Here is a 22,363-nt window from a genome sequence, read left to right as displayed (position 1 = left end):
CATGACAAAGACAACAAAACTTCTCGGCGTCGTTGCTTTCCTCGCTCTGGTTTTCATCGGCATTCCATTGCTGATCAGCATAACAGGACGTAACGATCTCTATTACACACTGACTTCCGTCGCGTTGCTGTCTATCGTCAGTGCAGGCGTCTGGCTCACCTTCTATATAGGCCGCATCAATATCGGTCAGGGTGCTTACGCACTCATGGGCGGCTATGTGTCGGCCATTCTCATGGTCAAATATGGTGTGTCTTTCTGGCTGACATTGCCGCTGGCAGGACTGTTCTGTGCATTTGCCAGCGTTCTGATAGGGATACCAATCCTTCGCCTTCGCGGGGTCTATTTTGCGATGGTGACGCTGGTTCTGACAGAAGTCGCACGCCTGCTCGCTATGGCATTGCCGATCACCAATGGCGCGAAAGGCATGGTGAACATTCCTCCGCCGGGCGGAATTTCGATCTTCGGCCTCACTATTCTGCCGGATTTCGCCACCTTACAGAACCCACGCGCTGCATTCTATTTTGTCTCAGTCTTTCTGATGGTCCTGTGCTTTGCAGCGCTTTACAGGCTCATTCATTCACGCATCGGCGGTTTGTGCCAGTCGCTGCAACAAAATGAAGAACTCGCCTCCTCCATAGGTGTGAACATCACAAATCTGCGTGTTCTTGCCTATGCGATTTCCTCCTTCCTTGGAGGACTGGGCGGCGCGATGTTTGTAGCAATTTCGCAATCAATCTACCCATCGAGCTTCACCGTGACGGACTCCGTCAACTTCATGCTCAACTGCTTCCTTGGCGGCCTTGGTTATGTTTTCGGCCCTATCATCGGCACGTTTGTTCTCTATTTTGGCTGGGACTTCTTGTTTCAAACCGGCAAATTTCAGCTTCTCATTTTCTCGAGCCTGCTGATCATCCTGATGCTGTTCCTGCCTAATGGTCTGCTCAGCCTGCGACTGACAAACAAGAAAGGAACGCGGTTATGAGTGCGCTTCTTGAAGTCAAAGGCGTCACCAAGCGCTTCGGCGGGTTGGTCGCAGTCAATGATGTCTCGTTTTCGGTCAAGGAAAAAGAAATCCTTTCAGTGATCGGCCCCAATGGTGCTGGAAAATCCACGTTGTTCAAACTGATTGCCTCTTTCCTTAATCCGACGACAGGTGAAGTCCTGTTCAACGGCGCGCGCATATCCGGCCTTGCTCCGCATATCGTAGCCCGCAAAGGTGTGGTCCGAACCTTCCAAGAAACGACGATCTTCAAAGGTATGACAGTGCGAGAAAATGTCATTGTCGCGCATCACCTGCGTGCAAAAGCAAGTTTTCTCGGTTGTTATATCGGTACGGGGCTTGCCCGGGAGGACCGGCAGGAATTTGAACGCTCGGCGGATGAAATCCTTGATTTTCTTGGTCTGGGGCCACAGCGAAATGAAATCGCACAAACTCTGCCACATGGTCACTTGCGTGCGCTTGGTATTGCCATTGGTCTGGCCACACAACCCAAGGTTCTTCTGCTGGATGAACCCTTCGCGGGTATGAACCATGACGAGACCGTTAAGGCAGTGGAGATGGTGCGCGCTGTTCGCGAACGCGGTATCACGGTGCTTTTGGTCGAACATGACATGCCTGCGGTGATGAATATTTCCGACCGGATCGTCGTGATTAATTTCGGCCAGAAAATCGCAGAAGGCACACCAAAGGAAATTCAGGAGAACGAAAAAGTCATCGAAGCCTATCTCGGCGCAGAAGATGAAACGATTGGATACTGAGATGACAGAGCTTCTGAAAGTTACCGATGCCGAACTCTATTATGATCACGTCTATGCGTTGAAGGGCGTATCGCTCAGCGTCAATCAAGGAGAAACCGTTGCGCTGATTGGGGCTAATGGTGCTGGCAAATCCTCGATTCTTCGGGCGATTACCGGCCTTAACAAATTGCGCAAGGGCGAAATCTATTTCGAGGGAAGCCGTCTGGACGGCACACGCTCTGATCGGATTGTCGAAATGGGCATTGCAATGGTGCCGGAAGGACGGCGGGTCTTTCCTTATATGAGCGTGCGCGATAATCTTTTGATGGGAGCATTCACGCGCTCGGCAAAGGCAGAAATCGCTAACACGCTGGAAATGGTTCTGGGGCGTTTTCCGCGCCTCAAAGAGCGCTATTCTCAGGCCGCAGGCACGATGAGCGGTGGCGAGCAACAGATGCTCGTCATTGGGCGCGCACTGATGGCAAAACCCAAGCTGCTTTTGCTTGATGAGCCGTCGCTTGGCGTGGCGCCAAAGCTTGTGCAGGACATTGCGCGCTCCATCGTTGCCATTAACCGCGATGAAAAGGTCAGCGTGCTTCTGGTCGAGCAAAATTCGCGCATGGCTCTGCGTATCTCGCAACGCGCCTATGCGCTGACAACGGGAAAGATCGTTCTTTCAGGGAATTCCGAGGAACTTGTTTCGGATGACCGTATCAAGAAGCTTTATCTCGGCGGAGAAATCTGATTTCAGGGCGCGCTCAAGTGCCCTGAATCATCCCACAACGATAAAAAACAATCGATGGTTTGAGGAAATGGACATACTTGTCATAAACCCGAATACAACCGCGTCCATGACGCTCAAAATTGGTGAAGCGGCGCGCAGCGTGGCGCTTGCCGAAACCAATATCATTGCCGTGAACCCCAAAGATGGACCACCAAGCATTGAAGGCTATTTCGATGAGGTTTTTGCAATTCCCGGCATGATCGGGCAAATGCAGAAACATCCCAGTGCAGATGCGTGTGTCATTGCCTGTTTTGACGACACTGGGCTGGACGCCGCACGATGCGCAAGCACCATGCCGGTAATCGGCATCGGCGAAGCGGCTTTTCATATGGCGAGCCTGATTGCGGGCAAATTCAGCGTAGTGACCACCCTCTCCCGTTCGGTTCCAGCCATTGAGCACAATCTTGCGCGTTATGGCTTGGCGACACGCTGTGCGCGCGTCAGAGCTAGTGATGTGGCGGTGCTTGATCTCGAAATTCCGGGTTCGGATGCGCGGCGTAGAATTTCAGAAGAAATAGCACGCGCCATGCGCGACGATCACGCCGAGGCAATCGTTTTGGGCTGCGCAGGTATGGCTGATCTTGCTTCATCCCTATCGAAGGAGCATGGCATTCCGGTCATCGACGGCGTGACTGCAGCAGTGAAGCTCTGCGAGAGTCTCGTTGCACTTGGCCTCAGAACCTCCAAACTCGGCGGTTATCAGGCACCGAGACTGAAAGAATTTCAGGGAATATTTGCACCTTTCTCACCAGCAGCTTGAACAATGCTCATCATAAGCTGATTGGTATTTCGTGAACCATACTGGCAATATTGTTGACAATGAACATTGACGCTTCGATATGTAGATGAGTTGAAACTCAAAAACATACGACACGGACATAACCCTGCATCGTTTGTATCTGGATGAAAATGAACTTTCTGGACACGCAAACAACTGACAACAACGAAAATGGTGGCAATAACGGGTCGATGCGCTGGCATCCCGTCTATGAGGGGCTGCGTGATGCAGTCGTGAGCCACCAATTGTTGCCTGGAACCAAATTACCCGAAGACGAACTGGCTTCGATCTATTCGGTTAGTCGCGCAGTTGTGCGCTCTGCATTGCAGGCGCTTGCGCATGATCGTCTGGTACGTTTGGAGCCGAACCGCGGCGCATTCGTGGCCGAGCCATCACAGGAAGAAGCACGCGAAGTCTTTGAAGCGCGGTTGCTAATTGAGCCGGAAGTAGCGGCACTCGCCGCAAAAGCGGCGAGTGCAGACGATGTTAGAAAACTTCGGGATCATCTGGATAAAGAGCATGAAGCCCTTCATGCCGGACGCGACAGCGAGGCCATTCGTTTGTCTGCACGCTTTCATCTTGAGCTTGCAGGCATTGCGGGTCATTCAATTCTAGCAGGATTTGTCGCAGATCTTCTGCCGCGCTCCTCCTTAATTATCGCACTTTATTGGCGGCGTCGTGAAACCACCTGCGAAAGCCATGCGCACAACGCCCTGGTTGATGCCATTGAACAGCATAGGACCAGTGAAGCCGCAGAGCTGATGAAAACACATATTCTTGATCTGCTTGCCGGTCTTAATCTCAAGCGTGCCGAGAAAGAACAAAAGCGTCTCTCCGATATTTTGAAATAAAGAGGTCGATCAAAGATCGACCTCTTTATTAGTTTTAGCGCGGAAACCTTTGATTTTCTTCAAGAATGTTCAAATCCATGTGATTGCGCATATAACGTTCAGATGCTTTTTGTAGTGGCTGATAATCCCATGGGTAATAGGAGCCATTCCGCAATGCCGGATAAACGACATGGCGACGTGCCTGACTGGCCCGCACTTGCGCGTCATAGCGCTCAAGGTCCCAACGCTCACTCGCTTTTCGCACTAGCCCCTCCAGAGTCTGGCGGTACTCAGGCTTTGGGGCCAGATTGTCAAGTTCATCGGGATCAGTGGAAAGATTGAAAAGCTGCGGCGGATCGGCCCGGCAAAGATTAAGTTTCCAGTCCCCTTCACGCAATGAGACCATTGGCGCGATGGTACCCTCCGCCGAATACTCAATGGGAACCGCACCGCGGGACATGGCACCCGATACGACATCAATGAGCGACACACCATCTGTCCAGGGCATGATACCGTTGAGATCAATGCTTGCCAGATCAGACAATGTCGGGAGGACATCAAGTGTAGATACCGGCATATCCACACGGCCGACTTTGAGTTGTGGCGCTGCAATCATCAGCGGCACACGGGCGGAGCCTTCAAAGAAGTTCATCTTGAACCATAGTCCGCGTTCGCCCAGCATATCGCCATGATCTGAGGTGAACACAATCAGCGTATCGTCGCTCATACCGCAACGTTCAATTACGTCGAGGAGATTGCCGATCTTTTCATCCACGTAGGAAATATTGGCAAAATAAGCCTGTCGTGCGGTTCTGATTTGTTCATGCGTCAGATCATAATCTTCCGCCTTGGAGGCGCGTAAAAGACGCTCGCTATGCGGGTCAATCTCTTTTTCCGTCAAAGGACCGGTTTTGGGCTCCAGTTCCGGAACATCGGCATAGAGATCAAAGAAGCGTTTGCGGGCCACATAGGGGTCGTGCGGATGCGTAAAGCTAACTGTCAGGCACCATGGTCGCTCGTCATGTCCACGTGCCAGATCATAAAGCTTGGCTTCGGCCTGATAGGCGACCTCATCATCATATTCGAGCTGGTTTGTAATCTCCGCCGAGCCTGATCCAGTGATCGATCCAAGATTATGATACCACCAGTCAATGCGCTCGCCGGGCTTGCGATAATCAGGCGTCCATCCAAAATCAGCCGGATAAATATCTGTCGTAAGGCGCTGTTCAAAACCATGAAGCTGATCAGGACCGACAAAATGCATCTTTCCAGATAGTGCAGTGTAATAGCCAGCGTTGCGCAAATGATGCGCATAGGTCGGAATCTCAGACGAAAATTCCGCAGCATTGTCATAGACCCCGGTCCGCGATGGCAATTGCCCGGACATGAATGAGGCGCGCGCCGGTGCACACAGCGGGCTCGCGGTATAACAATTCGCAAAACGGGCTGAACGCTGAGCAAGTTTGCGAAGATGTGGAACATGCAAAAATTCGGCAGGACCATCCGGGAAGAACGTTCCATTCAACTGATCAACCATCAGGACGAGAATATTGGGCTTTTTCATTGGCTAAACCATCATGTCAGCAGACGCAAAGAAGCGGGCGTCAAAACGCCCGCCGAAAATGAATTCTCGTAATTTTAAAGTCCAAGCTTGGCTTTTACAGCGGCTGCACCTGGCTCTCCCTTGAATGTTGTAACGCCTTCAAGCCACTTATCAATTTGCTCCGGATTGGATTTAAGCCATTCGGCTGCAGCCGCTGGCCCCTCCACTCCATCATTGAGAATTTTACCCATCAAGGCATTTTCAATATCCACGGTGAAGACAAGGTTATTGAAGAATTTTGCAGCATTCGGGCATTCAGCAGACCATCCGGTGCGACCAAGCGTATAGACTTCCGCTGCACCAAAATTCGCTCCGAAGTAATCATCGCCGCCAGAGAGATACTGAATCTTGAGCTTGTTGTTCATTGGATGCGGCTCCCATGCGAGAAACACGACCCACTGCTTATCACGATTTCGGCGGTCAACCTGTGCAAGCATAGCCTGCTCACTCGATTCCACTAAACTCCATCCATCAAGCTTGAACTTTTGGTCGCCAATAATCTTTTCAATATTCTGATTGGCCGGTGCGCCAGGTTCAATACCATAAATTTCCTTGCCGAACTTATCGCCATGAGCGGCAAGGTCAGCGAAGCCCTTAACCCCTTCTGCAGCAACATAATCTGGAACAGCCAGTGTGAAGCGGATACCTTCAAGGTTTTTCACCAGTACTTCGGCGGCTTTTGCGCTATCCAAATCATCTCTGAATTTCTGCTGCGCTGGCATCCAGTTACCCAAAAATACATCCAGATTTCCAGTTTTAAGCGCTTCATAGCCAATCGGCACAGACATGGTTTTCACATCTGCTTTGTAACCAAGGCCATCAAGAAGCACGCTGGCGATTGAGTTCGTAGAGGTAATATCTGTCCAACCGGGATCCGAAAGCCGAATAGTTTCGCAAGCGGCGGGATCGGCAGCGGAAGCTACACCCGTAAGGCCTGTGAACGCCGCCAGTGCCAGTGTAGTAATCTTGATGGTACGCATTATTTTCCCCTGTTCGGCTTATAATGAAACGATTTTTTCAATCAAATTTCGTTATGACTTGCATTCGATGTTTAAAGAAAACATCTTTATCCATAAGGGAAAAGACATTCATTTTTTATCGAAGACATAAAGGTTGTTTATGGTTCCTCCGACATGGGATATTGGCAGTCTCGGCGTTTTTGAAGCAGTGGGTCGATTGGAAAATCTGACCCTTGCAGCCCGAGAACTCGGCATGACACAACCTGCGGTCAGCTATCAAATAAAGCGCATGGAGGACCGCCTCGGTGTTGCGTTGTTTGCCAGACGCGCGCGCGGCGTGGAAATTTTGCCGGAAGGGCGCATGCTTTATGAAGCTGTTCGACTAGGTCTTGATGGAATTGATGAAGCCATACAGCAAATCAGGCGCAAGCAACGAACACCAGGCCTTCGCATTACGACGGATTATGGCTTTGCCGCATTCTGGCTTATGCCACGTGTCGCTAAATTTCGCCCAAAACATCCTGACGTAGATGTACGCATTACCGCATCTTCTATGCTCCAGCCGCTGGATCAAAGAGAGGCTGATATTGCGATCCTGTTCGGATCGTGCGATGATTTTCCAAAAGACGCTGTCCGCTTTATTGGCGAGGCAGTCATGCCTGTTTGTTCGCCAGGGTTTCTTGAGCGTCACGGTCCTTTTCCTGATGGAAAAGACTTGGGTAAAGCGGCTTTGCTTCACCTCGATACGTTACAGGGGGATCGCTGGTTCACATGGCAGACATGGCTTGATCAAATCCATGAAGATATTGATGATCATAATTACGGGTTGGTGTTCAACACCTATAATCTGGTGCTTGAAGCAGCTATTGCAGACCAAGGCGTGGCATTGGGCTGGGCTGGGCTGGTCGATGGTGCATTGCAACGCGGACAGCTCGTGCGCGCGTGTGAGCTGACTTTTAAGAGCGACAAGGGTTATTGGCTGGTTTTCAACCCCGATATTTCAGAAACTGCGCGCGCGCTTGGCGCTGAACTGATTGGCTCAGAACCGAAATTATAGAAACTTGAAAGCAAGCCCCGAAATCAACGCCTTGACGTAACGCTGCTTCTGAAAATTTCCGTTCAAGGATATGCGTCTGATTGCGGTTGGATGCATCGCATCGTTGCAGTGCAATACGCCCGACCGTGTTGTAACAGCAACATCATAACCCGCCTCAATAACTGCATTTATTTCGCGAGGTCCAACCGCGGAACACCAGCCATAAGGATAAGAAAAGGATTTGGGCCGATAGCCGACATAACTCTCGATTGCTTCGGTGGAGCCTTCAATCTCGTGGCGTAATCGCTCATCGTCCACGCGGCGCAGATTTACATGACTCAGTGTATGCCCGCCAATGCGAACGAGTGGATCAGCGGCGAACGCGCGAAGCTCTGCTACGCTTAGAACTACCCGCTCTACAATTTCCGATGGATCGACGGCACATTGGCTGATGGCAAGTTTATCGATGCGCCGAACCGCCTCATCCTCATCGCAATGGCGCACATATTTGCCAAGCCGTTCGAAGGTTTCGTATTTCTCGGCAGCACTTGCTGTTTTGACTGTTTCAATTCCTCGGCCGAAATCAAACCTGATTTGCGCGGTGTTCTTGAGCAGTGCTTCAGCAGTCTCCCACCAGATCGTGCGGCTGCGATCAATAAAACCAATCGCCGGAAACACGGTAAATGGCACACCAAATCGTCGCAAAACCGGAGCCGCAAGCTGCGCATTGTTGCGATAGCCATCATCGAAGGTGAAAGCAACAAACTTTCGATTGTCCGATTTATCTGACAGCAGTTGCGGCAAATCATGCAAATGTACTGGCGTCAAACCAGCGTCCAGCACGGTCTCGATTGTCTGCTGTAAAAACTCAGGCGTTACAGACAAAATGGCATTAGGCTGAAAATCATCTGCCCGATCCGGCCCCACATGGTGCAACGTAAAAATCACCCCACGCCCGGCGGCTGATGGCAACAATCGGTTGAGACCCGAAAAAGCAATCGCATTCAATCCGACCCGAAAAGCCGAATATCGCAGATTCTTTCTGATGGAATTTAATCGTAACATATCCGCAAGGTCCCCGCGCATTGACATACGCTATGACGAGGCGAATGCAAGTCTTTGAGGACGATAAACAGTCATCACGGCCTTGCGGCACTCCAAAGCGGCGACACGATCTTCATCATGAAAAGCACAATTAGCGAGCCAAGCACAAAACCAAAAATACCATCTGCCAAGGCTGTGGCAGCCCAATCAATAAAACCTGAAAGATTTGTTGTCACCTGCCCTGCAATGCCAGCTGCGGTCTCTGTGATCCAGGCGAATGGCTGATGAACACCCAGCCCATGTAAACCATGAATGAAAATATTGCCACCAACCCACAACATTGCTGCGGTGCCCACGACCGTTAGTACCAGAAGCAGTTTTGGGACTGTGCGCACCGTCCATCGCCCCAATGTACGTGTTGCTGAGAGCCGACCTTTACGGGCCATCAACACACCAAAATCATCAAGCTTTACGATTACCGCTACAACGCCATATACAAGAACCGTGATCATGATCCCCACGACAGCAAGCGTTGCAATCTCGATCCAGATTGAATTGGTTTCAATCATTGAGAGCGCAAGCGTCATAATCTCGGCTGAGAGAATCAAATCCGTCTTGATGGCGCCAGCAACACGCTTTTCCTCAAGCGCAGTTGCATCCTTACCATTTTCAGTATCATCTTCAGCATGCTCTTCGGCTGGAAAGAGTTTGTGCCACACCTTCTCGGCACCTTCAAAGCAAAGATAGGCTCCACCAATCATCAACAATGCAGTGATTGCGACAGGCAAAAAATAATCAAGCACAAGTAGGGCAGGGATAAGCAGCGCCTTGTTTTTGAGACTGCCCATCGCGATTTTGCCAATCATCGGCAGTTCACGTGCAGCGGTAATACCGACAACATATTTCGGCGTGACGGCTGCATCGTCAATCAGCACGCCAATTGTCTTTGTTCCAGCTTTTGCGGCGTTGGCGGATATATCGTCCACTGACGCCGCAGCAATTTTGGCAATCGCCGCAACGTCATCGAGAAGTGCCAGAAAGCCACTCATGCATGAAACTCCGCTTTCAGCGCAAATACGAATTGTGACACATTGCAGATGTAAAGGGACATCGGCAAGCATTTCAAAGAGAAGCCGGCGTGAATAACCTCACACGCGCATAACAGGAAACGCAAAGATGATGCAAACAGCGAACTGTCTGCATCATTAAAAATTTCGAATAAACTAGTCTAGCTTTAACGAGCCGCCAGAATGCCTGCGATAAGGCCAGTTGCAGCTGTGATAAGCAGATACTGGTTATCGACCTTCACCCAATGTTGACCGCGACCGGGCTTACGAAGACCATAACGCTTGTAATCACGGATTTCCTGATGGCGACGCCAATCACCATAACGCTCTCCACGCTGCCAGCGCTTGTGATCGCGGTCACGACGGTCATGACGCTTAAAATCCTTGCCATATGAGGGACGCTGAGGCTCAGCATGACTATAGCCCTGCTTGCGCGGCTGATTATAGTTCTGCGCCTGAGCGAGAGGAGCACCAATAAACGACAGTGCAATGGCGGCGAGTACGGCTTTCTTAATCATGGGATACTCCTTTGTTCTGGCTTCAGCATATTGGAAAACAGGTGAACGCAATATGAATGAATCCGAAGCAAAACATTAAATAAAATCAATGTTATCACTTCATTTTTCTCTCAAGAAAGACCTTTAGCCACCTTATGAAATTAAATGAAATAATGTCATTCTAATCACACATAAAAAACGCCTGACTTCGAAAGAATATCAGGCGTTTCAAAAATGGGATCTGGCTCTGACGCTGACATGAAAAGCATTCTTCAACGACTTAACCAAGAAGCAGCATCAAAGGAATGACGACCAAAAATGCTGCCGTAACTAAGGTCTCAATTCGTGAGTATAAAAGCATTGTTGCCTCCGATCATGGTTAATGACCTGTAAACAACGCAGCTGAACAGATTTGGTTCACCATTTTTCTGGAATTGCTAAAATTCAAAGATTTTTAGAATGAGACAATAAATCAATTTACTCGCATTGCGCAGCGCCAGAGAAGCCAAACAAAACTTGCCGCAAACTTATTGGTGTCATTGTTCGTCAATCGAGTTGAGTGAATTGATCGCGAATTAGCCGACGACTACCACTTAACTATCGGGCAAATGGTCAAAATAATCTCCGAGCCAAGCGTTCGCGCGCGGCGCACTCGTTCAGGCAAAGCGATTTAATGGAGATAAGACGTAAGTTAAATAATTATTTAGTCTTCTGGAAAACATGCTATCTCAATCACTTAACGAAAAGAGATGGCTCCCCGGGCCGGATTCGAACCAGCGACCAACCGGTTAACAGCCGGTTGCTCTACCACTGAGCTACCGGGGAAGAGGTGCTCGTTGTGTCAGCGAGGTGGCGTATAGCAGGAGGATTTCTGATTTGCCAAGCCCTATTTTTATTTTTTTCCAACTTTTTGCATTCAGTTCACGAAACCCTATATTATCTGGTATATTTCTACGAACGAATTAGAGAACTCAAACACCGCGAGAATGACAGAGTGATCGAAGAAGACGGCCTGAAACCACCAAAACGCAAAATCGTGATTCTTGGGAAGCGAATCCCTATGCCCCAATCAATTGCAATGCGCAGAACGCTGGGTGGATCGCTCGTGGTTGGCGGCGCACTTGGTTTCTTGCCGATCCTTGGATTCTGGATGCTCCCGCTTGGCCTAATCGTTCTTTCAAACGATTCTCACCGCGTTAGGCGCTGGCGTCGCAAGAGTGAAGTTCACATCTGGCGCAAATGGCTTAAGCGCGGCTCTACACCGACAGCAACTTAGGGTTCGCCAAAATGAAGTGCATCAATGTTGCACTCCTCCAGAATCTCGTCGTTTCCCACGACGCCTCACCTCTCCTGGGGTTAGCTCACGATACTTTTTCAGTGCGGTGGTTAGATGACTCTGACTTGAGAATTTAAGGAGTGCCGCAATTTTGCTAATCGACATGTCGGTTTCCATAAGCCAGTTTTCCGCCTCATCTAACCGTAATCTTATCAAATACTGATACGGCGTCAGGCCAAAGCTTTCGCGAAAACACATCGAAAAATGTCCCGCCGACATATTAAGCATCGCAGCCATCTCCGGCACAGTTAACTGACTACGAAAATTCTCTTTCAGGTAACTCTCAATTTGTCGGCAAGCATAACTACTTAATCCAGCCTGCGCGCTACTGAAACTACGGGCTGACATTGCATTATGGGCGAACAAATAGAGAATTATAGAATAAAGCAATTTGAGATAGCGTTCACCCGCGCTTGCGTCCTCCTGCAACTCGTCAAAAATTAACTCACTGACATTTAGAAATTGCTTGCTCGAAAACATCAAAATTCCGCCCGCCACATCGCCGATCCGTGATGCGATTTCCAGTGCATCTTGCCCAAAATCTTCATCCTGACTGATTGATACTTTCAATATGTGAGACTCTTTCGGCCAAGTTATAATTGTCGTCTTAGATGCTGGCATTATTAAAACGGTTCCTGAAGCGCAGCTTAGCAATATTTCATCATGGCCATCCGTATTCCACCTTAGGTTGCGAATTGGATTAAGGAGGATTATAGCCAGTATATGCTTTGGAACGTAGGTACTCGCACCAATTCTGGTGCGTGTATAAGTGAAGGCATCTCTCGAAATTTCATAGCCCCCTCCCTGAATCTCGTATCTAATAACTCCAGATTTACTTCTATATCCTTGTTTTTCCTTATTTTCATTTTCACTCATTATTATTCCCCGTCATTAAATCAAAAGCAAAAAATGAATGCGAAAATCTATTGTCCCGCCATACGGTTAATTCTGTTTTTTGAATCGATTGCTGCCACCGGAAATGGTGAATGAGCCCAGTTCCTGCAGAACGAAAAGTTGCACAATAACAAAAATAATACAATTTATAAGTGTAATTTTAAAAAAATTATTCTGATAAAAATTGACAACTCTCGTTATTTGCAAATGATTTGCAAAAGCACTTGAAAATTAGTTTTAATTGCTTTATGCAAATGCATATTATTCGCATTAATGAAAATCCTCATAGCTATTCTGACGTTTAAAGATTTCTTTCGTAGGAGAAAGCAATGCATCGACCGATCAAACGTGGCTTGGTTGCAAGTCTGGCAGCTGTCTTTTTGATGTTAATTGCATCAGGCGACGCTTTTGCCGCTGATAAATTCAAGGCAGTCACGACATTTACAGTCATAGCCGATATTGCACGCAATGTTGCGGGAGATGCAGCAACAGTTGAATCGATTACCAAGCCGGGCGCTGAAATTCACGAATATCAGCCGACACCGGGCGATCTTATCAAGGCGCAGGGCGCGGACCTCATTCTCTGGAACGGTCTTGATCTGGAGCTGTGGTTTGAAAAATTCTTCTCGCGTCTTAAGAATGTTCCGAGTTCGGTGGTGAGCGACGGTGTTGAGCCGATGGGCATCACAGAGGGGCCATATAGTGGTAAACCCAATCCGCATGCATGGATGTCACCGACGTCCGCTCTTATCTATGTCGATAACATCCGCGATGCATTTGTCAAATATGACCCGAACAATGCAGAAACCTACAAAGCCAATGCTGAAAATTACAAAGCGAAGATAAAAGCGACCATTGATCCGATTAAGGCGGAATTCAAGATGATTCCGGCAGACAAGCGTTGGCTTGTAACCAGTGAAGGCGCATTCTCGTATCTTGCTCGCGACTTCGACCTCAAAGAGCTTTATCTCTGGCCTATCAATGCCGACCAGCAAGGAACACCTCAGCAAGTGCGCAAAGTGATTGATGCTGTGCGCGCGAATAATATTACTGCGGTGTTCTCGGAAAGCACCGTTTCGGCAGCGCCAGCTAAACAGGTGGCGCGGGAAACGGGCGCCAAATATGGTGGCATACTCTATGTCGATTCTCTCTCAGAGGCAGATGGTCCGGTTCCGACCTATATCGACCTACTGAAAGTCACATCGGGTACGATTGCCAAAGGCCTCAAACAATGAATGTTCCGATAGATCATCATCATTATGCAAAGGCCGCGCTTGAACAAAGCGCGGCTGACGGCTTGAGAGTCAAAGATGCAACCGTCACCTATCGCAACGGTCATACGGCGCTTCGCAATGCGAATTTCGAAATTCCAACCGGCACGATTACAGCGCTTGTCGGTGTGAACGGCTCTGGTAAGTCCACGCTATTCAAGGCGATTATGGGATTTGTGCGGCTGGCTAGAGGCGAGATTTCCATTCTCGGCCAGCCTGTAAAACAGGCGCTGAAACAGAACCTCGTTGCATATGTGCCGCAAAGCGAAGAAGTCGACTGGAACTTCCCGGTTCTGGTCGAAGATGTGGTGATGATGGGCCGCTATGGTCATATGGGTATGATGCGTATTCCGCGTCGTGCCGATCATGAGGCGGTAGAAAACGCATTGAACCGCGTCAACATGCTCGAATTCCGCAAGCGGCAAATCGGAGAACTCTCCGGTGGTCAGAAAAAGCGTGTGTTTCTTGCGCGTGCGCTTGCGCAGGACGCAAAGGTTATTCTTCTCGATGAGCCATTTACCGGCGTCGATGTAAAAACCGAGGAAGCAATTGTAACGCTTCTGCGCGGGCTTCGCGATGAAGGTAGTGTGATGCTGGTATCCACGCATAATCTTGGTAGTGTTCCGGAATTCTGCGATCGAACGGTTCTCGTCAAGAACACGGTTCTCGCCTACGGACCGACGGAAGAAATCTTTACGCAGGCCAACCTTGAAAAGACTTTTGGCGGCGTGCTGCGCCATCTCATTCTGGATGAAAAGACCAAACAAAACCGTTCAGCCATTGGTGTGATTACCGATGATGAACGGCCTTTTGTGCTATATGAAAACAAGCAGGAAACGCAGGAATGATGGCCCTGCTGCTTGAACCGTTCAGCTATGGTTATATGCTCAACGCCATGTGGGTTTCAGCCCTTGTCGGTGGTGTTTGCGCATTTCTATCCGCCTATCTGATGCTCAAAGGCTGGTCGTTGATTGGCGACGCTCTATCACACTCCATCGTTCCGGGCGTTGCAGGCGCCTATATGCTGGGCCTGCCCTTCTCTATCGGTGCATTCTTTTCCGGCGGACTTGCAGCGGCAGCGATGCTATTTCTCAATCAGCGCACAAAGCTTAAAGAAGATGCGATTATCGGGCTGATTTTCACGGCGTTTTTCGGCCTTGGTCTTTTCATGATTTCACTGAGACCGACTTCGATCAGTATCCAGACTATCGTACTTGGCAATATTCTGGCGATCACACCCGGCGATATTCTGCAGTTAGCGATCATCGGCTTCGTTTCGCTCGCTTTGCTTTTGTTGAAATGGAAAGACCTTATGGTCGTCTTTTTCGATGAAAGCCATGCACGCTCGATTGGTCTTAAAACAACTGCATTGAAAATCATGTTCTTTACGCTGCTTTCTGCATCCACAGTGGCCGCGATGCAGACTGTGGGCGCGTTTCTGGTGATCTGCATGGTCGTGACCCCGGGGGCGACCGCTTACCTCCTGACAGATCGCTTTTCACGGCTTTTATGGATTGCAGTGATCATTGGATCGCTCACCAGCTTTATCGGGGCTTATGTCAGCTATTTCATGGACGGCGCTACGGGCGGCATTATCGTTGTATTGCAAACGCTTGTGTTCCTCACGGTTTTCTTTCTGGCACCCAAGCACGGCATGTTAGCTGCGCGCAGACGAGCCGCTAAGGCATTGCAGGAGGTTGCGCCATGAGCTTTTTCGAGATGCTGCTGATGCCGTTTCAGTTCGATTTCATGGTCTATGCGCTAATCGCCTCGGTGCTGATCGCAATTCCAACCGCCCTTCTCTCCTGTTTTCTGGTGCTCAAGGGCTGGTCCTTGATGGGTGATGCCATCAGCCATGCCGTACTGCCCGGTGTTGTCATTGCCTATATGGTCGGCCTGCCATTCGGGATCGGCGCATTTATTGCAGGCATGGTCTGCGCTCTCGCCACCGGTTTTCTGAAAGAAAACAGCCGCATCAAGCAGGATACGGTGATGGGAATCGTATTCTCCGGTATGTTCGGGCTCGGATTGGTTCTCTATGTGTCAGTACGCGCCAATGTGCATCTCGATCATATCCTGTTTGGCGATATTCTGGGCATCAATACCAGCGATCTTATTGAAACTGCGATCATCGCCGCTGTGACTGCCGGTGTTCTAATCGTTAAATGGCGGGATTTTCTGCTCCATGCATTTGATCCGGCACAAGCGCGCGCAGTCGGATTACCCGTAAGGCTTCTGCATTATGGACTTTTATGCCTGATTTCACTGACCATCGTTGGGGTTCTAAAGGCAGTCGGCATTATTCTTGCCATAGCCCTGCTAATTGCTCCCGGTGCAATCGCGTTTCTGCTGACACGACGTTTCAGCAGCATGATGATAGTCGCGGTAATCGTCGCAGTTATTTCGTCGTTCTTGGGCGTTTATCTGTCCTTTTTCATCGACAGTGCACCAGCACCAACCATCGTTCTGCTGATGACCTTGATTTTCATTGGAGCTTTCTTGTTCTCATCATGGCGCACAGCCCGAACAGAAGCGCGCCATGAGACGGAAACAGCCTGAATGCATATCTTGTAAGCTGTCCTTTCATGTCGGAACAGCTTGCGTGCAGCGTGGACAGCTTTGCGAAGCTGTCCACGTTTTTTGCACAGCTGCGCAGAACCAGTCATATGACTGTTATAAATCCTCGTTAGATAGCCATATCAAAGAACAGTGCAAAAGCGTTGCTCACGATTTTCCAGCGTAATTAAATTTGCGGCTTGTCGAGGTAAAATAAAAATGCTTCAATCTCGATTGCACGGCTGTGCAGAAAAAATAATACCGGCCGTCAATCCTGGGGAGGATATACATATGCCTGCGTTTTTGGAGGTAGCGGATGCACGCGTCCGTTATGGCAATAATGAGATTCTTAAAGGCGTAGACCTATCGGTCAAAAAGGGTGAATTCGTAGCACTGCTCGGCTCATCTGGCTGCGGCAAGACCACTTTGCTGCGTTCAATAGCAGGCTTTAACACACCAACCAACGGCGCAATCCGCGTTGGCGGCAAAGATGTCACCCGCCTGCCACCCGATAAGCGCGGCATGGCTCTGGTGTTTCAGTCCTATGCACTCTGGCCACATATGACAGTTGCGCAGAACATCGGATACGGCTTGCGCATTCGCGGCACAGCCAAAGAAAAAGTCCGGCAGAAAGTTGAAGAAGTGGCGCGGCTTTTAGGTCTTGCAGCCCTTCTTGATCGTAAGCCAGCAGCCTTGTCAGGCGGCCAGCGCCAGCGTGTTGCACTAGGTCGTGCGCTGGCGATCGAGCCTGATATTCTGCTGCTTGACGAGCCGCTTTCCAATCTCGATGCACGCATTCGCTTATCAGTTCGTCACGAGATCAGCGCTTTGCAGCGTCGTCTTGGGATCACGGCGGTGCATGTAACGCATGATCGCGAGGAAGCCATGGTCATGGCCGACCGAATCGTGATTCTCAACAATGGCGAAGTGGCACAAGCAGGCGCTCCTGAAGAAGTCTATAATCATCCATCGTCCGATTTCGTCGCAGCCTTCATGGGCGCTGAAAACCTAATCGAACTTCCCGTTAGTGTCAGCGCTGATCGCATTGAGATCGCATCTGGTGCTCACAATAAGGCAAGTGTAATCCCGGCAAGCCGACGCAATCTATCAGACGGCATCGCTTCGACACGTTTTCGCAGCGAAGCAGCCTATCTGACAGCCCCCAACACTCCCGCCAAAAGCTCCACCCCCGAACTCGTCTTGTCTGGCATTGTGGATCAGACAAGCTATCCGGGCGGATTATGGCGTCACATGATCCATGTTGGCGACAGGCATATTCTGATCGATACACCTGAGAGCCATCAACCCGGCTCTCACGTTGAGATCCACATTCCCGAACAAGCGTTATTTCTGTTCGATAAGTAAATCCGGCACCTGAAATTAGGTGCACAGGTGTGCATACCGTAAGCGTTAAACAGCGGAATTACGGGATTTAAACTCTCCGCAGCAGCCCAACATTCCCGATCACAACTCACCGGATACTCAATATCCAACCGTCTCAATCATCCGCAAAGCGGATGCAGAAACAGGAACTATTCGATGAAAACGATCCTGAAAACCGTTCTGGCTTTAGGCATTACGGCGTCACCTGCGGCAGCGCAGGAACTGACAGTTCTGACTGCAGGCGACCAGAACATGGTCGACTACGTCAATGAATATCTCGGACCGTTGTTTGAGAAAGAAAATCCCGGCGCGAAAGTGCGTGTGGTCGGCACCGGTCCAGGCGATGCGGGTTCACAAAAAATTCTCGAACGCTTTGAAGCCCAGTCGAAGGCTGGCGTAGAAAAGTGGGACGCCGACGTTGCCGTCGTTCATGAGAAATTCGCTGGCCCTATGGTCGAAAAGAAGTTTCTCGAAAACTATCGCGGCAAGATCGACAGCGGTAAGCTCGTCACCCGCGACAATGCCAAGATGGCACTTGGTTCCAATGTTGACGGCTATGTCATGCCAATGTTCAACAGCCAGACAGCCCTCGCCTATAATCCCGCACTCGTTGCCAACCCGCCAAAGAGCTATGACGAACTGGTGACTTGGGCCAAGGAAAACCCAAAGCAGTTCGGCTACAACGGCATCAAGGGCGGCGCCTCGGGCGTGAGCTTCGTAATGGGCTGGATTTATGCCTATGGTGGTGGTGATGCAGAAAAGCTCATGAAAGGACCGTTTGAAGATGGCGAAGCCAAGAACTGGGACAAGGCTTTCACTTCGCTCAAAGACTTCACCACCAATGCAACGTTAACTCCCGGCAATGCTGGCACTCTTGACATGCTCAGCCGTGGCGAAATCGCCATTGGGCCTGTCTGGGTCGACATGTTCTATTCGTGGAAAGCCAATGGTCAGCTTCCGCCAGAAATGAAGCTTGTTCTGCCAGAGCCCGGCATGCCTGGCCAGCCAATGCATTACGTCATTCCTGAAAAGAGCGCCAATAAGGAACTGGCTGAAAAATTTGTTGCACTCGCAACCAGCCCGAAAGTTCAGGCCGAAGGCATTGTCGAGCGTTTCAACTGGTATCCGGGCATTGATGCCGATCACGTCAAAGCTGAACTTGATGCCGATACGTGGAACAAGCTTTTCACCGATATTTCGCCTGAAGACCTCGCCAAATACGGCAAGCCTTTCCCGATTGCCCCATACAACAAGGCAATTCTGGAAGCTTACGAGCGTCACGTCGCCAATTGATGAAAGCATAAGCCGGGCGAGTTAACGCGCGCCCGGTTCATACTTCACACGTTCGGGGAATCTCCATGTCACAGAGAATGACAGGTTTTTTGCTGGTAGCGCCAGCCCTTGCCATTGTGCTGTTCCTGTTTATCGTTCCGCTTTTCGGCGCGATTACAGGTGCATTTCATGTCGGCGAAGTCTGGGGCTTTGGCAATTTCACAAAAGCGTTTGAGCTTTACTCAAACGATATGCTTTTTACCTTTGTGATCGTCACTCTGTCCTCTGCGCTCATCGCTATACTTGCAATCGCGATTGGCGGCTATCTGACGCTCGGTTCCAATCAACGCGCGGTGACTGTGCTTCGCTGGCTCTATCGCTGGCCGCTGTTCATTCCGTTTATTGTTGTCGGCCAGATCTTGCGGACATTTCTCGCCAAAAATGGTCTGATGAACAGCTTGCTCATTGAAAGCGGAGTATTAACACCGTTACAAGCCATGAGCTTTCTCGATTGGCGCGGCATCGTCATCGCTTTTGTCTGGAAACAAACCCCATTCGTTACATTGCTGCTTGCAGGTGCCATGGCATCGATTGATCGCAGCACGATTGAATCTGCCCGCAATCTCGGTGCCGGACGCCTGCGTATTCTGATCGAAATCATATTGCCGCAAGTTCGCCCGACCTTGCTCGTCGGCCTGATTTTGAGCTTCGTCACCATGATGTCGGTGCTTTCCGTGCCATTGATGATCAACGCGCAATCGCCAACCATGATCACCGCCAATATGGCCTTCCGTATCAATGCCTATGGCGATTATGGCGTTGCCAATGCGCTTGGCACCATTTCGCTCCTGATGACCAGTCTGGTTGCCTGGATCTATCTGCGCCAAACCATGAAGGAGCATGGCTGATGAGCACCGCAATTGATTGGCGCTGGATACCGCGTGGCTTTTTGCTTGGCTTGCTGGCCTTGGCAATCTTCGGTCCGCTCGCAAATCTGCTTTTATGGGCTGTAGCAGAACGCTGGTATTTCCCGCATACTCTGCCGTTGCAATATGGCTTTTCTTTCTGGGCGAATGTATTTTCGGAACGCGGCAATGCGCTCTCATCGCTCACAACTAGCGTGATTATCGCTAGTTTGACAGTGGTGGTTTCCCTTGGACTGGCTATTCCGGCAGGCTATGCACTTGCGCGCCTCAAACTGCCGTTTCGCGGTCTGATCCTGCTCACATTGCTGATCCCGCAAGCTTTTCCGAACCTGCCTGTCTATGTGAATATCGCGCAGATGTTTTATTCATTGAGGCTTAACGGCACGATTACCGGGGTTGTCCTTGTACATGTCACGCATGGCCTCGTGTATGCGGTTTGGATTGCAACTGCGGCTTTTTCTGCCATTGACCGCGAGCTGGAAGAAGCGGCACGCTCCATGGGGGCATCCGCGCTAAAAACGTTCTTCCATATTACGCTGCCAATCGCCGCTCCCGGCCTGCTTGCCAGTGCGATCTTCGTTTTCCTTGAATCACTTGATGAATTCACGGGTACATATTTTGTGGGCGCGCCGGATATTACAACCTTGCCTCTGATGCTCTATACAGCAAGCTCAGGCGGCAATTATCAGATTGCATCAATCAGCGCATTGATCCTTCTGGTGCCGTCTATTGCGTTTATGTTTGTTGTCGAGCGCTTCTTGCGTGCAGACGTCCTCTCGAAAGTAGGTCGATAATTATGGCCGACAAAGATCGTTTTCAGGAAGAGCTTCCCGAAAACCAACCGCGCTTTATCAGCGCACATGAAGTCGCAGTCGAGGCTGGCGTATCTCGCTCGGCGGTCTCGCGCACCTTCACTCCCGGCGCGAGCGTTTCGCCCAACACCCGCGAAAAGGTGCTGAAAGCTGCGGAAAAGCTCGGCTATCAGGTTAATGATCTTGCGCGTGGATTGCTTGCGAAACGCAGTCATATTGTCGGCATGATTGCCGCAGATCCGGCAAGTCCATTTCGCTCGCGTCAGATCGCAGCGCTCTCGCGACGTTTGACTGCACGCGGCAGTGTGCCAGTGCTCATCCCGACAGGACAGCATGGCGAAAACCTCGCTGCTGCTCACCAGACGCTGCTACGCTATCGTGCAGAGGCAACGGTCGTACTTTCCGGCATGCCGTCATCGTCCTTTGTTGAACTTGCGCAACGTAACGGACATACGTTGATTGTTGTTGGTCGCAATGAAGACGGCCCCGATCATATCCGCATCAATAACCGACAAGCTGCCGAAACGGCTATTGATGTTTTTGCTGCACGCGGCATGAAAAGGCTCGGGCTTGTCACATCGAATGTCCGCAGTCCCAATCTTCTTGAACGCGAAGAAGCCTATATTGCGCGCGCCCAGAGCCTTGGTCTGGATGTCAGCATGCAACGCGGCGAACTTACCGATTACGATGGCGGATTTGCTGCGGCATCCCTTCTGCTTAGCGAGCGTGACCGGGTTGAAGCCGTATTCTGCGTCAATGACCTCATGGCTTTTGGCTTGATTGATTGCGCGCGTGAAGTCTTCAACCTGTCGATACCGGATGACCTGTCCGTCATCGGCTTCGACAATGTGACGGAAGCACGCTGGGGTGCCTATAGGCTTACAACTTTCGATCAGAATGCAGAACGCCTGTCAGCCGAAATTATACGCATGCTTGATGAGCGACAAAGCGTTCCCAATTCACCACCGCAAATGGTGATGATCGACACACCACTGATTTTGCGTGGCAGCGTGCGCGCGCTCTAAATACACCGCAACCGAAAGAAAATCGTGAATGTCTGATCATTCCATATGGCTGCGCCCTGCGCGCGATGATCTCGAATTTCTAAGTAAAATTGTTGCTGATTTAAGCCAATGTTTTGGCTCACCGGTGTTTGAACCGCATGCAACGCTCGTGCCGGATATGAAGCTTTCTGCGGAAGAACTTCTACCACAAGTGGCAAGCCTTGCAATCGGGCGCAAGCCGATCGAAGTTGCGATTAAAGATGTGGCAGCAAGCGAAGCTTATTTCCGCTCATTTTACGCAGAGCTCGAAAAAGTCCCGGAATTAATGCGTTTGAAGCGGGACTCGCTTGAGATTTCCGATGCAGCGAGCTTTGAAAGCTTTATGCCGCATGTCTCGCTCGCCTATGGCGTGGAGAATACGGAACGCAAACAGGTGGAGATAAAGCGTCTTGCCAATTCACTGATAGGACGCAAACTGCGCTTCGATCGACTGGTAATTGTCAGCTCCTCAAGTGACACGCCAATCGGTGACTGGCATGTCAAACATGAGATTTATTTCAAGGGATAGCTATAT

The 22,363-nt window shown here is 50.2% G+C and carries 23 protein-coding genes and 1 tRNA gene; 17 read left to right on the top strand and 7 right to left on the bottom strand.

Annotated features, from left to right (window positions below; genetic code table 11):
• The first annotated feature begins 1 nt into the window (after position 1).
• The 5 genes from CEV31_RS14830 (at position 2) to CEV31_RS14810 (ending at position 4,150) form a co-directional block, all read left to right on the top strand.
• Positions 2-982 (top strand): branched-chain amino acid ABC transporter permease, encoded by a 981-nt coding sequence (locus CEV31_RS14830; RefSeq protein WP_094508558.1) that lies wholly within the window; start codon positions 2-4, stop codon positions 980-982.
• Positions 979-1,758, top strand: coding sequence for an ABC transporter ATP-binding protein (locus tag CEV31_RS14825; protein ID WP_094507875.1), 780 nt, complete (start codon positions 979-981; stop codon positions 1,756-1,758). The genes CEV31_RS14830 and CEV31_RS14825 overlap by 4 nt, the downstream gene beginning before the upstream one ends.
• Before the next feature lies 1 nt (position 1,759).
• Positions 1,760-2,482, top strand: a complete 723-nt coding sequence (locus tag CEV31_RS14820) for an ABC transporter ATP-binding protein (protein WP_094507873.1) — start codon at positions 1,760-1,762, stop codon at positions 2,480-2,482.
• A gap of 67 nt (positions 2,483-2,549) precedes the next feature.
• Complete coding sequence (locus tag CEV31_RS14815) at positions 2,550-3,281, top strand: aspartate/glutamate racemase family protein (RefSeq protein WP_094507871.1); 732 nt, start codon at positions 2,550-2,552, stop codon at positions 3,279-3,281.
• 209 nt (positions 3,282-3,490) lie between these two features.
• Positions 3,491-4,150, top strand: a complete 660-nt coding sequence (locus CEV31_RS14810) for a GntR family transcriptional regulator (RefSeq protein ID WP_235818130.1) — start codon at positions 3,491-3,493, stop codon at positions 4,148-4,150.
• 34 nt (positions 4,151-4,184) lie between these two features.
• On the opposite strand, the gene betC is transcribed toward CEV31_RS14810, so the two are convergent.
• Positions 4,185-5,693, bottom strand: a complete 1,509-nt coding sequence (gene betC, locus CEV31_RS14805) for a choline-sulfatase (protein WP_094507867.1) — start codon at positions 5,691-5,693, stop codon at positions 4,185-4,187.
• A 74-nt stretch (positions 5,694-5,767) separates the two neighbouring features.
• Positions 5,768-6,712: a choline ABC transporter substrate-binding protein gene (choX, locus tag CEV31_RS14800; RefSeq protein ID WP_094507865.1), complete on the bottom strand. Its 945-nt coding sequence runs from the start codon at positions 6,710-6,712 to the stop codon at positions 5,768-5,770.
• Positions 6,713-6,851: 139 nt separating this feature from the next.
• Here choX and CEV31_RS14795 point away from each other — a divergent pair, with 139 nt between their 5' ends.
• Positions 6,852-7,748: a LysR substrate-binding domain-containing protein gene (locus CEV31_RS14795; RefSeq protein WP_094507863.1), complete on the top strand. Its 897-nt coding sequence runs from the start codon at positions 6,852-6,854 to the stop codon at positions 7,746-7,748.
• Here CEV31_RS14795 and CEV31_RS14790 read toward each other — a convergent pair.
• From CEV31_RS14790 to CEV31_RS14775, 4 genes are all read right to left on the bottom strand, one after another.
• Positions 7,743-8,792: a polysaccharide deacetylase family protein gene (locus CEV31_RS14790; protein WP_094508556.1), complete on the bottom strand. Its 1,050-nt coding sequence runs from the start codon at positions 8,790-8,792 to the stop codon at positions 7,743-7,745. The genes CEV31_RS14795 and CEV31_RS14790 overlap by 6 nt on opposite strands.
• Positions 8,793-8,866: 74 nt before the next feature.
• Positions 8,867-9,820, bottom strand: a complete 954-nt coding sequence (locus tag CEV31_RS14785) for a DUF808 domain-containing protein (RefSeq protein ID WP_094507861.1) — start codon at positions 9,818-9,820, stop codon at positions 8,867-8,869.
• A 185-nt stretch (positions 9,821-10,005) separates the two neighbouring features.
• Positions 10,006-10,356 carry an RcnB family protein gene (locus CEV31_RS14780; RefSeq protein WP_094507859.1) on the bottom strand — a complete coding sequence of 117 codons (351 nt, stop codon included), beginning with the start codon at positions 10,354-10,356 and terminating at the stop codon, positions 10,006-10,008.
• A 729-nt stretch (positions 10,357-11,085) separates the two neighbouring features.
• Positions 11,086-11,160: transfer RNA gene (locus CEV31_RS14775), tRNA-Asn, on the bottom strand.
• Positions 11,161-11,395: 235 nt separating this feature from the next.
• Here CEV31_RS14775 and CEV31_RS14770 point away from each other — a divergent pair.
• Positions 11,396-11,611, top strand: a complete 216-nt coding sequence (locus CEV31_RS14770) for a hypothetical protein (RefSeq protein ID WP_235818118.1) — start codon at positions 11,396-11,398, stop codon at positions 11,609-11,611.
• A 21-nt stretch (positions 11,612-11,632) separates the two neighbouring features.
• Here CEV31_RS14770 and CEV31_RS14765 read toward each other — a convergent pair whose 3' ends face one another.
• Entirely contained in the window at positions 11,633-12,547 is a 915-nt protein-coding gene (locus CEV31_RS14765; RefSeq protein WP_094507855.1) for a helix-turn-helix domain-containing protein, read from the bottom strand.
• Positions 12,548-12,948: 401 nt separating this feature from the next.
• On the opposite strand from CEV31_RS14765, the gene CEV31_RS14760 reads away from it, so the two are divergent.
• The 10 genes from CEV31_RS14760 (at position 12,949) to CEV31_RS14715 (ending at position 22,357) form a co-directional block, all read left to right on the top strand.
• Positions 12,949-13,800 carry a metal ABC transporter substrate-binding protein gene (locus tag CEV31_RS14760; RefSeq protein ID WP_235818129.1) on the top strand — a complete coding sequence of 284 codons (852 nt, stop codon included), beginning with the start codon at positions 12,949-12,951 and terminating at the stop codon, positions 13,798-13,800.
• A complete protein-coding gene (locus tag CEV31_RS14755) occupies positions 13,797-14,684 on the top strand; it encodes a manganese/iron ABC transporter ATP-binding protein (protein WP_235818117.1) in 888 nt (295 codons plus the stop codon). The genes CEV31_RS14760 and CEV31_RS14755 overlap by 4 nt, the downstream gene beginning before the upstream one ends.
• Positions 14,681-15,544, top strand: a complete 864-nt coding sequence (locus CEV31_RS14750; RefSeq protein ID WP_328587691.1) for a metal ABC transporter permease — start codon at positions 14,681-14,683, stop codon at positions 15,542-15,544. Before CEV31_RS14755 ends, CEV31_RS14750 begins: the two co-directional genes overlap by 4 nt.
• Positions 15,541-16,395 (top strand): metal ABC transporter permease, encoded by an 855-nt coding sequence (locus tag CEV31_RS14745; RefSeq protein WP_094507851.1) that lies wholly within the window; start codon positions 15,541-15,543, stop codon positions 16,393-16,395. The genes CEV31_RS14750 and CEV31_RS14745 overlap by 4 nt, the downstream gene beginning before the upstream one ends.
• Before the next feature lie 288 nt (positions 16,396-16,683).
• Complete coding sequence (locus CEV31_RS14740; RefSeq protein ID WP_094507850.1) at positions 16,684-17,757, top strand: ABC transporter ATP-binding protein; 1,074 nt, start codon at positions 16,684-16,686, stop codon at positions 17,755-17,757.
• A gap of 174 nt (positions 17,758-17,931) precedes the next feature.
• Positions 17,932-19,068 carry an ABC transporter substrate-binding protein gene (locus tag CEV31_RS14735; protein ID WP_169717371.1) on the top strand — a complete coding sequence of 379 codons (1,137 nt, stop codon included), beginning with the start codon at positions 17,932-17,934 and terminating at the stop codon, positions 19,066-19,068.
• Between the two features lie 65 nt (positions 19,069-19,133).
• Complete coding sequence (locus tag CEV31_RS14730; RefSeq protein ID WP_094507848.1) at positions 19,134-19,955, top strand: ABC transporter permease; 822 nt, start codon at positions 19,134-19,136, stop codon at positions 19,953-19,955.
• The gene (locus tag CEV31_RS14725) at positions 19,955-20,767 is read left to right on the top strand and encodes an ABC transporter permease (protein WP_094507846.1); all 813 of its coding nucleotides are present in this window, start codon (positions 19,955-19,957) and stop codon (positions 20,765-20,767) included. The genes CEV31_RS14730 and CEV31_RS14725 overlap by 1 nt, the downstream gene beginning before the upstream one ends.
• A gap of 2 nt (positions 20,768-20,769) precedes the next feature.
• Entirely contained in the window at positions 20,770-21,810 is a 1,041-nt protein-coding gene (locus CEV31_RS14720) for a LacI family DNA-binding transcriptional regulator (protein ID WP_094507843.1), read from the top strand.
• 28 nt (positions 21,811-21,838) lie between these two features.
• A complete protein-coding gene (locus CEV31_RS14715) occupies positions 21,839-22,357 on the top strand; it encodes a 2'-5' RNA ligase family protein (RefSeq protein WP_094507841.1) in 519 nt (172 codons plus the stop codon).
• The last annotated feature ends 6 nt before the right edge of the window (positions 22,358-22,363 follow it).

Source organism: Brucella thiophenivorans (genome assembly GCF_002252445.1).
Taxonomy (GTDB): Bacteria; Pseudomonadota; Alphaproteobacteria; order Rhizobiales; family Rhizobiaceae; genus Brucella; species Brucella thiophenivorans.
This window is presented reverse-complemented; position numbering and strand designations above follow the sequence as displayed.